The organism is Streptomyces sp. NPDC006655, from assembly GCF_040703965.1.
Classification (GTDB): Bacteria; Actinomycetota; Actinomycetes; order Streptomycetales; family Streptomycetaceae; genus Streptomyces.
Window position 1 is genome coordinate 1 of record NZ_JBEYJU010000152.1, and the last position, 13284, is coordinate 13284.

The window sequence follows — 13284 nt, forward strand, 5'->3', positions numbered from 1 at the left end:
TGCCCTCAGCACCATGACCCAGCACCCGCCCCCGAGTACCCGCAACCGCCCCGCTACCAGCAGCTATACCCACCGAAAGCGGAATCCAGCACTAGGCCGAATCGGCTGCTTGCCTTCGGCTTCGGGGGAGACGGGAGCCCACTCGGCCCACTCGGTGAGGTGTTGCCGGGGAAGGATTTCTCTGGGGTCAGAGCCCGGCGACGACGCGTCGTAGTGTGCCCGGCGCGATGCGCAGCATGGCGGGCATGACTTTCGTCTGACCGGGGAATGCCATGTTCCGCCGTCCCCGAAGAGCCTTCATCGTGACCGCCGCTACCTGTGCGGGAGCCAGCTTCTTCCCCGTGGCTTCGGCGTTCATGGGCGTGTCCGTGGACGGTGGGAGGACCTCGAGGACATGGGTGTCCTGCGGGGCGAGTTGACGGCGCAAGCCGTCCGCAAAGCCGTGCAGGCCGGCCTTCACCGCGCCGTGGGTAGGCGCGCGAGTGGGCGAGACCAGAGCGAACCCCGAGGTGATGAATACGATCGCGTCGGGTGATGGCCATCGCTCGAGCACTTCACCCGTCAAGTGGATGGGGGCGGTGAGGTTCAGCGCCACCTCGGCATCGAGAGTCGCATTGGGGTTCTTGCCGGCTGCATAGTCTCGTTCCTCGAACGTACCGGCGTTGTTGATCAGCACGTCCAGACGCCCGAAGCGATCAGCGACTGCTTGCAGCAACGCTGCCCGGTCGGCTGCGTCCGTCACATCGGCCCGCACGGCCAGCGCCTGCGGGTGTGCCTGCGCGAATCGGTCAAGTGCAGCCTGCGAGCGTCCGCACACGACGACAGACGCCCCGAGCTCCACGAAGGACTGCGCGAGGCTCAGGCCGATGCCTGAGGTTCCGCCAGTAATGAGTACCGTCTGTGACACGATGTCACCTCTCTGTATAGCGTATCGATCGGTACGAAATACTCTAGCACTTCCGTATCGATCGGTACCGAAGGAGTAGGATGAAGAAATGACCTCGCCGACACCGGTCCCACCTGGCAGGCCCCGCGCGTTCGACATCGACGAGGCACTGGATCGTGCAGTCCTGGTGTTCTGGTCAAAGGGTTTCGAGGGCGCCAGCCTTGACGACCTCACCGAGGCGATGGGTATCAGCCGCCCCGGCCTGTACAGGGCGTTCGGCAGCAAAGAAGACCTCTTCTACAAGGCGCTGGAGCGGTACACCGAGGGCTTGACCGCCTACTTCGGCCGAGCTCTGGCAGAGCCCACAAGTGCAGCAGTGGCTGCTGCCGTGCTCCACGGGACGGTCGAGGCGGCAACCATGCCGGGACTGCCCACGGGCTGTCTTGGCGTGCAGGGCGCGTTGGCCACCGGGGATGAGAGCCGCCCGGTCCGAGACGCACTCATCGCATGGCGTGAGGACGGGATAGCCCACTTGACGCGCCGGTTTCAACAGGCGGTGGACGCCGGCGACCTTCCGCCTTCCACAGATCCTCATCTTCTCGCGCTCTACCTGAGAACAGTCGCCAATGGGATCGCCGTCCAGGCCGCGAGTGGTAGTTCCCGCCCTGAGCTGCTGCAAGTCGCGAACCTCGCGCTGGGCAGCTGGCCCAAGCCGTAGTCAGCCAGTCAGCCCGGGATCTGCGCACGTACTCGGTTTTCCGTGGTTCGCGCGAGGCCGGTGTGACTGGCGCGACGGGCGGAGGAGCAGCGGGTGCGGCGGCAGCGGGCGGTTCCGAGGGGGCGCGGGATGCCGACGCTGCGACGGGGGCTGGCGAGACGGCGCGTGCCGGGGCCGAGGCGCGCAGTCAACTACCGATGATCAACTGTTCATCGAGCCGTGCGTGCCGGCGGCATTCCGGCTCCCGTCCTTGTCGCGTCGGAGCCCCAGCTGGCCAGCAGTCGTAGTGCCTCCGCGGACGGGGAGTCGGGTTCGGCGTGGTACGTCGCCAGTGTCTGTTCGTGGTCGTCGGCCAGGTGGAACGACTCGAGGCGGAGATCGAGTTCGCCGACGAGCGGGTGGTGCAGGCGCTGGATGCCGTGGCACTTGTCCTTGACGTCGTGGGCGGCCCACAGCCGCCTGAACTCCTCGCTCTTCACGGAGAGTTCGCCCACGAGCGCGGACAGCCGGGGGTCGTTGGGATGGGAGCCGGCGTCCATGCGCAGCTGAGAGACGACGTCGTTCGCTTTTTGCTCCCAGTCCACGAACAGGTCGCGGTACTCGGGCCTGAGGAACACCAGCCGCGCCCAGTTCCGCTCGTGCGCGGGCAGCTCGGCCCAGTCGCCGAAGACCGCCGCGGCCATCCGGTTCCAGGCGAGTATGTCCGAGCGCCGTCCCACGAGGATCGCCGGGCCGCCTTCCATGGTGTCCAGCAGCGTCCGCAGGGGGACCCGCACCTGCTGGGTGCGGCCGGCCGGCTTCTTCTTGTGCTGTTTCGGCTTCGCCAGGTGTGTGAGGTGGGCGTGCTCGGCGTCGCTCAGCCTGAGCGCGCGGGCGATTGCCTCGAGGACCTCCGCCGACACGTGCCGGCCGTTGCCCTGCTCCAGGCGCGTGTAGTACCCCACCGACACCCCGGCCAGCTGCGCCAGCTCCTCGCGGCGCAGCCCCGGCACCCGCCGGTGCCGCCCGAAGTCCGGCAGGCCCACGTCCTCCGGCTTCAGCCGGGCCCGCCGGGTGCGCAAGAACTCACTGAGCTCGGCACGCGGGTCCAGAGCGCCGTCGGTGCTCTCGTGCACCGGTTCGGGGTATTCGTCCATGCCTCCGAGTATCCACGGTCGGACGCACACCAGCCTGCACCAGTCAGTGGTAGGCACAGCGGATGTACACAAAGCCGTGACCTGGGTGAATGCCGGATCGTCCAGCACGCTGGCCCCTGTGCCCGGCTGGAAGGCAGCCGGGGCGTGACGTGCATCAAGAATGGAGCACACCCCATGACCGCAACACAGGCGACCGAGTCGAGAACCCACCAGAGCGAAACGGCCGCGGAGGTGGTCGGCCGCCTGCGGGCGACGTTCACCACCGGCGTCACCCGCGGACTGGACTGGCGCGTCGACCAGCTGCAGCGGCTGCGGGCCCTGCTGGTCGAGAACGAGCAGGAGCTGATCGAAGCGCTCTGGAAGGATCTGAGGAAGAACCCCGCCGAGGCGAAGACGCAGGAGATCGACTTCACCGTCGCCGACATCGACGAGACGCTGGCGAATCTCGAGAGCTGGCTTCAGCCCCGCCCGGTGGAGGTTCCCGCCCACTTCGGCCCCACGACAACCGCCTACACCACGTACGACCCGCTCGGGGTGGTCCTGGTGATCGCTCCGTGGAATTTCCCGCTGCACCTTCTCATCGACCCCATCATCGGCGCCCTGGCCGCCGGGAACACGGTGGTGGCCAAGCCGAGCGAGATCTCGGTGCACACCTCGGCGGTCGCCTCACGCCTCCTGCGTGAGTACTTCGACCCTGACGTGCTCACCGTGGTCGAGGGGGGCGCCGAGGAGACCACGGCCCTCCTGGCACAGCGTTTCGACCACATCTTCTACACCGGCAACGGCACGGTCGGCCGGATCGTCATGGCCGCAGCCGCCAAGAACCTCACCCCCGTCACGCTCGAACTCGGAGGCAAGTCACCGGTCTTCGTGGCGCCCGATGCGGACGTGGAGGAGACCGCGAAGCGGCTGGTGGGCGCCAAGTTCGGCAACGCGGGCCAGCAGTGCGTAGCCCCCGACTACGTGCTGGCCGATCCTGCCACCGCCGCCGCCCTGGTCCCCGCCCTGCGCGCGGCTGTCGACGCCCAGTTCGGTACCAGCCCGCAGACCGCGGCCGGCTTCGGCCGGATCATCAACGAGCGGCACTTCGACCGGCTCACGCGTCTGCTGGACTCCGGCAGGGCGGCGGTGGGAGGCCAGCACGACCGCGACGACCTGTTCATCGCACCCACCGTGCTCACCGATGTCGACCCCGCCTCGCCGGTCATGCAGGAGGAGATCTTCGGTCCGATCCTCGCCGTCGTCGAGGTCGACGACCTCGACGCCGCCATCGCCTTCATCAACGAACGCGACAAGCCCCTCGCCCTCTACGCCTTCACCGCCTCCGAGGCCACCAAGTCGCGCCTGGTGAACGAGACGTCCTCCGGCGGCGTCGCCTGGGGCCAGCCGGTGATGCAACTGCTCATGACCGGCCTGCCGTTCGGCGGCGTCGGCGAAAGCGGCATGGGCCGCTACCACGGCCGGTACTCCCTCGAGACGTTCAGCCACCTCAAGGCCGTCGCGGACGTCCCACTCAGCTAGCCTCGCGCGTTCTGCCGACACCACCCACACTCCGATCCGCCGGGACAGCGTGGACCCCCTGCGCCGCTGACCCTCATCCCGTTTCCCTCCCTGTTGCAGAAAGAAAGAAACCCATGCCTGCCAACACTTCAGAAGTTTCGCCCGTCCCGTCACTTTTCTCCCCCGTCTCTCTCGGGAAGATCGAGCTCGCCAACCGCGTCGTCATGGCACCGCTGACCCGGGTCCGGGCCGGTTCCTCCGGCATCCCCGGGGACCTGATGGTCGAGTACTACCGGCAGCGGGCGAGCGTCGGAATGATCATCACCGAGGGCACCTACCCCGACCACGCGTCGCAGGGGTATGTCGGTGAGCCGGGCATCGCCACCGACGAGCAGGCGGCCGGCTGGCAGCGGGTGTTCGAGGCGGTGCACGCCGAGGGCGGCCGCATCGTCCTGCAGATCATGCACGCCGGCCGCGGCACCCACCCCGACATCAACGGCGGCCGCCGCATCCTCGCCCCCAGTGCGATCGCCATCGACAGCAAGACGTTCACCGAGAAGGGCGAGCAGCCCTATCCCGTACCGGAAGCGATGACCACCGCAGAGATCCGTGCAGCCCTGGAGGACTTCGTCACCGCGGCCCGCCGGGCCATCGAGGCGGGAGCGGACGGTGTGGAAATCCACGGCGCCAACGGCTACCTGCTCCACCAGTTCCTCTCCCCGGCGGCCAACCGGCGCACCGATGGATACGGCGGCTCGCCGCACAACCGCGCCCGCTTCGTCGTCGAGGTCGTCACGGCGGTCGCCCAGACCGTCGGCGCCGAGCGGGTCGGGCTGCGGATCTCGCCGGAGGTCGTCCTCGGGGACGTCTTCGAGACCGACCGGGACGACGTCCTGGCCACCTACGGCACCCTGATGGACCAACTGCGCCCGCTGGGCCTGGCCTACCTCTCCGTACTGCACACCGAGCCGGGCGGCGACCTGGTACAGGAGCTGCGGCGGCGCTTCGACGGCAAGCTGATCGTCAACAACGGCCCCTTCGGGGGGCAGACCACCCGCGAGCAGGCGCTCCAGCAGATCGAGGCCGGCCACGCCGACGCCGTGGTCGTGGGCCGGGCCCTCATCGCCAACCCCGACCTGGTCGAGCGCTGGCAGGGTGGCCACCCGGAGAACGAGCCGCGGCCGGAACTGTTCTACGGGCCGGGCGCCGAGGGCTACACCGACTACCCCTCCCTCGAAACGGCCTGAGGCCCACGGTCACGCCTGTCCATGCGGCAACCTCACTCACCCATGGACAGGCACCCGAGCGGCGCCACCGTGCCCGCCCCTTCGAGCCCGCGGTCACACCGGCGATCACCGGCTCGACGACCGTCGGACCCGTCAGGGCGTTGACGGTCCGCAGGTTCCTGCTCGGCAGCCTGCGTTCGGTGACCTCGTCGAGCACATCGCTCTCGTGCGCGGCCACCGCGGCGGCCTTCGGCCACAACTGACGCCTATGACCGTTTTCCGGCGGCGACCCATCTACCAGGTCCGCCTTCCGTAAGGGAGTCCTTCGCCGATCCGTCAGTGTGCCGCGGCCGACGCCCCGCTGCGGGCACGGCAGGTCTGCGAGGCGATGGACATGGAGATCGTGCCCAACAACATCAACAACACCCGCCTGAAACTCAAGTGGCTGACCGAGCGCGGCAACCTGGTCGAGACCGAGCAGGGATGGTTCGCCCAGCCGCGGCCATAGCCGCCCGGCGGCCCCCGAGCAGCCTGCCTACCTCAACCGATAGGGCAATACGGACATCAAGTCACGTACCGCCCTCTAAGGGGGCGTTTATGCAGATCAAGCCCTGTATGCGGCTCTCGTTCCTGTCCTTGTTCGGGGGCTTTCATCCGGAAGACCGCGTATGACCTCCTGCGTGACGAGAGGTCGGTCATCCGTTTCGTTCGCTTCCGTGTCTGGAAGTTCGTCTGGTTTGAAGATGCCCTGGAATCGCCTGCTGAGCAGCGGAACCTGACCTTCCGGCTCGCCTGTGATCACGCTACGCCGTGAGCGAGCGCAAGCCGTACCCCAGCGACATGTCCGACGCCCGATGGGCCCTGATCGAGCCGACGTCGACGGCCTGGAGAAAGGCCCGGCTCGACCGCAGACCGACTGGGCAGCCGGCCAAGGTCGATTTACGGGACGCCTTCAACGCGATCCTCTATGTGAACCGCACGGGAATCCCCTGGAAGTACCTCCCGCACGACTTCCCGAACCATGGCACCGTCTATGCCTACTACGCCGCATGGCGGGACGAAGGGATCTTCGCTCAGCTCAATTACGACCTGACGGGACTGGCCCGGGTGAAGGAGGGACGCAAGCCTGAGCCGACCGCATCCGCGATCGATACCCAGAGCGTGAAGACCTCCAGCAACGTGCCCCTGACCAGCCAGGGGACGGATGCGGCGAAGAAGATCGTCGGAAGGAAGCGCGGCATCCTCACCGACACGATCGGACTCATCCTCGCCGTGACCGTCACCGCCGCCGGCCTGTCGGAGAACGCCCTGGGAATCCGCCTCCTCGACCAGGCGAAGGAGAAGTACCCAACCATCTCAAAGAGTTGGGTCGACACCGGCTTCAAGAACGCCGTCGTCGAGCACGGCGCCCGCCTCGGAATCGACGTCGAAGTCGTCAACAGAGACCCGGATATCCGCGGTTTCCACGTCGTGAAAAGACGCTGGGTCGTCGAGCGGAGTATCGGTTGGATCATGATGCACCGCCGTCTCGCCCGCGACTACGAGACCCTCACCGCCAGCTCCGAAGCCATGATCCACATCGCCTCGGTCGACAACCTCGCCAGGCGCATAACAGACGAGACGACACCCACCTGGCGAGGTACTTACTAGGGCATCAAGGGCAATCTGCCTACTTCAAACGCCCTCTAAGGCCCCCGGGTGTGAACGTCGCCGAGTGCGAGGCGGAGAGGGCCGACGAAGCGGTGGGCGAGTCCGGAGGGTTGCCCCGTTCAGGGACGCAAGCGCTGGACCATGCGGTGGAAGGCCGCCCTGCAGGCTTTCGGCATCGCCTTCGACGGCCGACTCTCCGCCGGCCGCCGCCAACTCACACCACCGAGTTACACCGCTGGCTGGACAGCCCTGATCTCGCTGGTTTCCGGCTGGGTCTCAGCTGACGGCTTCGACGGTGACGTCGATCATGCCGTCGTACTTCGTAGGGCACCGGCAGTTTCAGAGCCCGATCGACTACGAACACGACTACGGGTCCAGCCCCGGTGAGGGGCTCGCTGCACAGGAAGGTCTCCACGATCCGAGGGGATCGGCAGGTATCCGCAGGACTGGCGGAGCAGGAATCGCGTGGTCACGCCCTCAGGGGGTAACGGATCTACCAGGAGATCCCGCAAGGGCCGTCGGCTGGAAGGGCTGCCACGTGGAACGCGCCGACTGGCTGCTCACCCCCGCTCAGCGGGGGAATCCCGCGTCGCGGGTGGACCGCCGTCATGCTGACGGTGCGGCGTGGTCCACGGGCAACCACGTCCGCCCCCTGGTGCACGGGGCGGTGTACTTTGCCGAGCTGCTCGCGGCCGTACGGGCGCAGCGGGCCGGCGACATATTGATGTTCACGGACTGGCGGGGTGACCCTGACGAGCTGCTGGATGGCCCGAACAGCGCTATCGGCGACGTGTTGTGCGACGCCGCACGCCGGGGTGTCGTCGTGAAGGGGCTGGTGTGGCGCTCGCACCTGGATCGGTTCCAGTTCAGCGAACAGGAGAACTATCACCTGGGGGAGGAGATCGAGGAGGCGGGAGGGGAGTGCCTGCTCGACATGCGGGTGCGGCCGGGTGGCTCGCACCATCAAAAGTTCGTGGTGCTGCGCCACCCGGGTCGGCCCGAGCGGGACGTCGCCTTCGTCGGCGGGATCGATCTGTGCCACAGCCGCCGGGACGACGCCGTCCATCAAGGTGACCCGCAGGCGCAACGCATGGCCGATGCCTACGGTTCCCGTCCGCCCTGGCATGACGTCCAGCTGGCGGTGCGTGGGCCCGCCGTGGGCGATGTCGAGGCCACGTTCCGTGAGCGGTGGACGGACCCGGCTCCGCTCAGTCGAAGCCCGCGCAGCCGGCTGCGGGCGGCACTCCGGGGCGAGGACACCCAGGCGGATCCGCTCCCGGTACAGCAACCCGACCCGGGCCCCCGAGGTTCCCACACGGTCCAGATCCTGCGCACCTACCCGAACCGCCTCAGGGGCTATCCGTTCGCCCCCGACGGTGAACGCAGCATCGCCCGCGCCTACCTGAAGTCCCTGCGGCGGGCACGCCGGCTGATCTACCTGGAGGACCAGTACTTGTGGTCAGAGAATGCCGCCCAGCCGTTCGCTCAGGCTCTCGCGGATCATCCGGGCCTGCGGATGATCGCCGTCCTTCCCCCACTGCCGGACCAAGAAGGGCGGATCAGCACACCGATGAATCTGCTGGGCCGAATCCGCGCCCTGGAAGTCCTGCGACGGGGCGGCGGTGACCGGGTGGCCGTCTACAGCCTGGAGAATCACGCCGGGACGCCCGTGTACGTCCACGCCAAGGTCTGTGTCATCGATGACGTCTGGGCCTCGGTCGGTTCCGACAACGTCAACCGGCGCTCCTGGACCCACGATTCGGAGCTCAACTGCGCTGTCCTCGACGAGACCCGCGACCCCCGCGAACCGACGGACCCCGGCGGCCTGGGTGACGGCGCCCGCGTCTTCGCGCGCGAGCTGCGGTTGTCGTTGAATCTCGAACACCTTGACCGTGACGGGGACGAGGAAGCGGCCGCACTCTGCGACCCCGGCCGCGCCTTTGCGGCCTACGCCGACTCGGCCGCCGCTCTGGACGCGTGGCACGACGGCGGCCGCCACGGTCCACGACCGTCGGGACGGCTGCGCACCTATCACCCGCCGCATCTGTCCCGCATCACACGGGCCCTGACCGACCCGCTCTACCGTGTCGTCGCCGATCCCGACGGCCGACCACGCTCCCTGCGTCGGCAGGGTGCCTACTGACAGCCCCGGAGGTAAACCAGGCAGGGACAAGCCAGGCGTACCCCAGGCCAGGGCATGGGTGAGGTACGCCAGGGCTTGCTCAGGGGTGAGCGGGCCGACCCTCACCAGTTGCCGGCCGTTGCCGGCCGTTGCCGGTCAGGGCGGTGTCCCTACGCCGGGTCGTGGTCAGCGTGAACCCGCTGGGGCTGGCCGGTGGCCAGAGCCCCTTCACATCGCTGGGGTCGCCGATATCGTCCAGCACGACCAGCCACCGGCACCGCCGTCTGCCCGGCTTCGGTTCCAGCCAGGCCAGGAACTCCCCTGCGGCCGTTTCGGCGTCGCTCGCGTCGGCGGCCAGGAGTTCGGCGCCTGCCGGGGCATGGCCCGCGACGATCGCGCTGCGGGTGCTCGCCGTGACCCACACCAGCACGTCCAGCTCGCCCGTACTCCAAGCAGTACGGGCGTGAGCTGCGGTGAGCTGGGTCTCACCGACCCCGCCCACCCCTGCCAGCACCCCGCCCGCCGGAGAGGGCTGGGCGGATTCGTCAACGACGGTCCCGCCGCCGGACAGGAGGCCGGCCAGCCGTGCCGTCTCGGCCCGGTCCTGGAACCACTGCGCGGGGGGCGCGCCGTTCGGATCGCCGGGCTACGAGGACAGTCGGTCCAGGAGCCAGGTGGTGAGGGCGCGGACGGTCCCGGACACGACGGCACCGAGGACGGCGCGGATGACAGTCAGCCGTTCGCGGCGGGTGAGGCTGTGGGCAGGCATGAGGCGCCTCCACGGGTGTGTCGGGTGGGCAGGTGAACATTCGGCTGTCTCCACTCTCCGGGCCTCAATGAAGATCAAGTTCAGTTGCGACAGGCCCTCAAGCCGCCTGCGGACTCGCCCTGGTCGGGGCCCCTACCGGATCAGGTGCGGTGATGATGGTGCGATGAGTGGCGACAAGGGTGGCGGTATCCGGCGGCCGCGCGGTCGCCGGCGCGGGCCGTGGTCGGAACGGGCTCGCTGCGGGAGCTGAAGGACCTGCTCTACGAGGTCTACACGGCGGCCGATTGTCCGAGACTGGACGAGATCGCCGCGGACATCGGTGAGGACGACACGCTGGCCGGAGCGCCGGAGCGGGACACCATCGGCGGTGCATCGGCGCCACCCAGGCGTGCCCGCTCAGCAGGCCGTGGCCGTCGCAGTGGTGCTGGTGCGCCGGGCGAGGTGGGATGCCGGCAACCTGGGCTCCCGTGTCGCTGACTTGCGGGTGAAGGCCCGCATGGTGGGCCCGTCGGGAATGCCGCTGGAGCATGTGACCGACCCGTTCGCCCCGGAGGTGCACCACGCGATCAGCATCGACCTGCCCGGCAAAGCCCCGGGCCTGCCGGTCCTGCCGGCATACGTCGAGCGGGACCACGACGCACGCCTGCGTGCCCTCGCCGTGGAAGCCGCAGGCGGGGTGAGCCAGCTGGTGGTGCTGACCGGCGGGCCCCACTACCGTCTGGCCGACTATCTCGAACAACACGGCCGCCGACGACGCCGAAGCGTGCGCACGCCCGAGGCCGTGTGGGACGCCTTCATTGACCACGTCTCCGGCCCCGACCGCGCCTGTCCCTCGCCGAAGCCGCCCAAGATCGCGGTCTCCACCGCGTCGCCGTCACGCTCTGCACCACCCCTGCCAGCGCCGACGAGACTGGTGCCCTACGCAGGCTGGTCAGCCACCCGGCGAGGGCTGGGCGGCTGGCGGAGGTGCCGACCTCGTACGAGCGGGCCGCCGAGACCGGAAACGCCCAAGCCCTGCGGGCGGCGGCCGTCTCCCTGGCCAGCGCTGGGCGGATGGATGAAGCGCAGAACCTCCGGCGATACGGACGGGAACCGGGCAGGCTGGTCGCCGTCCCGTGGAGCGCCAATTGGCGGACCCCGCGAACCATCAGATCGACGAGTGCGTTGAGCTGCGAGTCTCAGAATCGCTGCATAAGTGCAGTTCATATGCAGTTTCCGCTGAGATTATGCAGCGGAAACTGAGGCCCTGCAAGAGGTGTAGGATCTCGCGGCTCGTGTCATGGCGCGGGTGCAGTGACCTGCGTCTTCTCCGGCCTTCTCGCAGCATGGCCAGTCGGCTTTGTCTCAGCGGCGGGTCATTTCCTCGGCTGGCAAACGTCACTGAGTGACTCAGTCGGAGAGTGGGCATCCGAGTGAATACCGGCGTGGTCCAGCGATCGCATCAAGGCATTGTCGAGATGAATCGACCCTGCGGCGACGTTGGCCCGCAGGTGGTGAGGGTTGGAGGTGCCGGGGATCAGGGCGATGTTCGGCGCGTGGTGCAGGAGCCACGCAAGGCCCACCTGTGAGGCTGACACGCCAAGCCGTTCGGCGACGGCCAGCACCTCGGGAAGGCCCGTGACCTTGGCCATCCCTGGTCGGGCGCCGCCGAGAGGGCAGAACGGCATCCAGGCGATCCCCTCCCTGGCGCAGAGGGCCAGGAGGTCCTCGTCGTTCCGCATGGCCAGGCTGTAGGCGTTTTGCACGCAGGCGATTCGGGCCGGCAGAGCGCGGTGCACGAGGTCGGCTGTCACGGCACTCAGGCCGATCGCCCCGATCTTCCCGTCATCGCGCAGGGCGGTCAGGGTGGCGAGCTGGTCTTCGATGTCGATTACCTGGTCGGGATGTTCGTGCAGTGCGGGATAGGTGTCCGCGCGCCGGAGGTTGATCACAGGGAGGTGGTCAAGGCCCAGGCTCTTGAGGTTGGCCTCGATACTGGCCCGCAGTTGCTCGGGGCGCTGGGCAAGACGCAGCGGTGTGCGTCCGGTCGGGTCGGGGTCGCCACCGACCTTGCTGATGATGACGGGACGGTCCGCGTGTCGGTAGGCGTCACGGATGATCTCGTTGACGAACCCGTCGCCGTAGAACTGCGCGGTGTCGACGTGGTTGACACCTAGTTCGACGGCAAGGCGCAGCAGTCGGACTGCGGCGTCACGGTCGTCGCGCAGACGACGCAGCTGCATGGCGCCGAATCCGATACGCGAGACGGAATGGGCGGCAACGGCGACTGTGCCGCCTGCGGGAGGAGGGTTGTGGCCCGTGGCCATGGGTGTGCCCCAAGCGTGAGACGATAGAAATGTAGCGGAGGATCCTCCGCTTAACGCTACACCCAAACGGAGGATCTTCCGCTTGATGGGCAGTCATCGTCTCGGATCGCCTGGCAAACCCGCTCCGCGCTCAGACGGGCTGCGCAACCGCGCCAGCCTGGTTGCTGCCGCCCGCACCGCCCTGGACTCGGGCGAGAAGGTTTCCCTGGAAGCGATCGCACGTACCGCCGGAGTCGGGATCGCCACCCTCTATCGGCACTTCCCCACAAGGGAAGCCCTGGTCGAAGCCGTCTACAGCGTCGAACTCGACCACGTCACCGACAGCGCAGCCGCACTCCTCAACGGTCGGCCGGCCGACGAGGCTCTGCGAGCCTGGATCGACATCTACGCTGCGTTCGTCACCAAGAAGCAGCGCGTCGCCGACACCCTGCGCATCGGACTGAGCGCAAAGCTCATCACCACGCCAGACACCCGCCGTCGCATCACCCGGGCAGTACAGCAACTGCTCACCGCCGGCGTCGCTGACGGCACTCTGCGCTCCGACATCGAGCCAGACGACGTCGCGGTGATGCTCCACGGCGTGCTCTCCAGCGTGAGCCATGCACAAGACCAGGCTCAGACCAACCGTGTCCTGGAACTCGCAATGCATGCGCTGCGCTCGCGACCTGCGCCATGACGTCCCGTTTTCCAGGTGTCCAGTCACCGCCTTCACCAGGACCAGGGCGCGCGAGAGGAGGCGTAGCGGGGTTGTCGACGAGCCTCGGGCTGTCACGACCGGGTGGCTTCGTTCACGTTCAGCGGCAGCGTTGGTCGACGAGTTTGAGCAGCGGTCAGCGATCGATGGAGCGATTGATGTGCACGAGTTTTGGCGGCTCTTCACGTTGCCGTCGTGTCCGTCGCCGGGCAGGCCCATGACGTTCACAACGGGCTCCTCGCCCTTGGGGATCTCGAAGGTGACGTTCGCTTGTGCC

11 protein-coding genes are annotated in these 13284 nt (G+C 68.1%); 6 read left to right on the forward strand and 5 right to left on the reverse strand.

The features are described 5' to 3' along the window. Positions 1–187: 187 nt before the first annotated feature. Positions 188–907 (reverse strand): SDR family NAD(P)-dependent oxidoreductase, encoded by a 720-nt coding sequence (locus tag AB0958_RS41925; RefSeq protein WP_366895750.1) that lies wholly within the window; start codon positions 905–907, stop codon positions 188–190. An 88-nt stretch (positions 908–995) separates the two neighbouring features. Between AB0958_RS41925 and AB0958_RS41930 the strand changes: the two genes are divergently transcribed. Further along, entirely contained in the window at positions 996–1604 is a 609-nt protein-coding gene (locus tag AB0958_RS41930; RefSeq protein ID WP_366895751.1) for a TetR/AcrR family transcriptional regulator, read from the forward strand. Positions 1605–1813: 209 nt separating this feature from the next. On the opposite strand, the gene AB0958_RS41935 is transcribed toward AB0958_RS41930, so the two are convergent. Further along, positions 1814–2740 carry a helix-turn-helix transcriptional regulator gene (locus AB0958_RS41935; RefSeq protein WP_366895752.1) on the reverse strand — a complete coding sequence of 309 codons (927 nt, stop codon included), beginning with the start codon at positions 2738–2740 and terminating at the stop codon, positions 1814–1816. Between the two features lie 174 nt (positions 2741–2914). On the opposite strand from AB0958_RS41935, the gene AB0958_RS41940 reads away from it, so the two are divergent. The 4 genes from AB0958_RS41940 (at position 2915) to AB0958_RS41955 (ending at position 9259) form a co-directional block, all read left to right on the forward strand. After that, complete coding sequence (locus AB0958_RS41940; RefSeq protein WP_366895753.1) at positions 2915–4261, forward strand: aldehyde dehydrogenase family protein; 1347 nt, start codon at positions 2915–2917, stop codon at positions 4259–4261. 113 nt (positions 4262–4374) lie between these two features. Further along, positions 4375–5487, forward strand: a complete 1113-nt coding sequence (locus tag AB0958_RS41945) for an alkene reductase (protein WP_366895754.1) — start codon at positions 4375–4377, stop codon at positions 5485–5487. Between the two features lie 789 nt (positions 5488–6276). Continuing rightward, the gene (locus AB0958_RS41950; protein WP_366895756.1) at positions 6277–7116 is read left to right on the forward strand and encodes an IS5 family transposase; all 840 of its coding nucleotides are present in this window, start codon (positions 6277–6279) and stop codon (positions 7114–7116) included. Between the two features lie 538 nt (positions 7117–7654). After that, positions 7655–9259 (forward strand): phospholipase D family protein, encoded by a 1605-nt coding sequence (locus tag AB0958_RS41955; RefSeq protein WP_366895757.1) that lies wholly within the window; start codon positions 7655–7657, stop codon positions 9257–9259. A 79-nt stretch (positions 9260–9338) separates the two neighbouring features. Here AB0958_RS41955 and AB0958_RS41960 read toward each other — a convergent pair whose 3' ends face one another. The 3 genes from AB0958_RS41960 to AB0958_RS41970 form a co-directional block, all read right to left on the reverse strand. Beyond that, positions 9339–9740, reverse strand: coding sequence for a hypothetical protein (locus AB0958_RS41960; protein WP_366895758.1), 402 nt, complete (start codon positions 9738–9740; stop codon positions 9339–9341). A gap of 144 nt (positions 9741–9884) precedes the next feature. Further along, positions 9885–10007: a hypothetical protein gene (locus AB0958_RS41965; RefSeq protein ID WP_366895759.1), complete on the reverse strand. Its 123-nt coding sequence runs from the start codon at positions 10005–10007 to the stop codon at positions 9885–9887. A gap of 1355 nt (positions 10008–11362) precedes the next feature. Then, on the reverse strand, positions 11363–12313 hold the full coding sequence (locus AB0958_RS41970; RefSeq protein ID WP_366895760.1) for an aldo/keto reductase: 951 nt from the start codon (positions 12311–12313) through the stop codon (positions 11363–11365). An 85-nt stretch (positions 12314–12398) separates the two neighbouring features. On the opposite strand from AB0958_RS41970, the gene AB0958_RS41975 reads away from it, so the two are divergent. Then, positions 12399–12989: a TetR/AcrR family transcriptional regulator gene (locus AB0958_RS41975; protein ID WP_366895761.1), complete on the forward strand. Its 591-nt coding sequence runs from the start codon at positions 12399–12401 to the stop codon at positions 12987–12989. Positions 12990–13284: the final 295 nt, after the last annotated feature.

Coding starts and splice junctions, on each gene's coding strand:
- AB0958_RS41965 (WP_366895759.1), bottom strand. CDS start 10,007: ATGCCTGCCCACAGCCTCACCCGCCGCGAACGGCTGACTGTCATCCGC.
- AB0958_RS41945 (WP_366895754.1), top strand. CDS start 4,375: ATGCCTGCCAACACTTCAGAAGTTTCGCCCGTCCCGTCACTTTTCTCC.
- AB0958_RS41970 (WP_366895760.1), bottom strand. CDS start 12,313: ATGGCCACGGGCCACAACCCTCCTCCCGCAGGCGGCACAGTCGCCGTT.
- AB0958_RS41975 (WP_366895761.1), top strand. CDS start 12,399: ATGGGCAGTCATCGTCTCGGATCGCCTGGCAAACCCGCTCCGCGCTCA.
- AB0958_RS41935 (WP_366895752.1), bottom strand. CDS start 2,740: ATGGACGAATACCCCGAACCGGTGCACGAGAGCACCGACGGCGCTCTG.
- AB0958_RS41930 (WP_366895751.1), top strand. CDS start 996: ATGACCTCGCCGACACCGGTCCCACCTGGCAGGCCCCGCGCGTTCGAC.
- AB0958_RS41940 (WP_366895753.1), top strand. CDS start 2,915: ATGACCGCAACACAGGCGACCGAGTCGAGAACCCACCAGAGCGAAACG.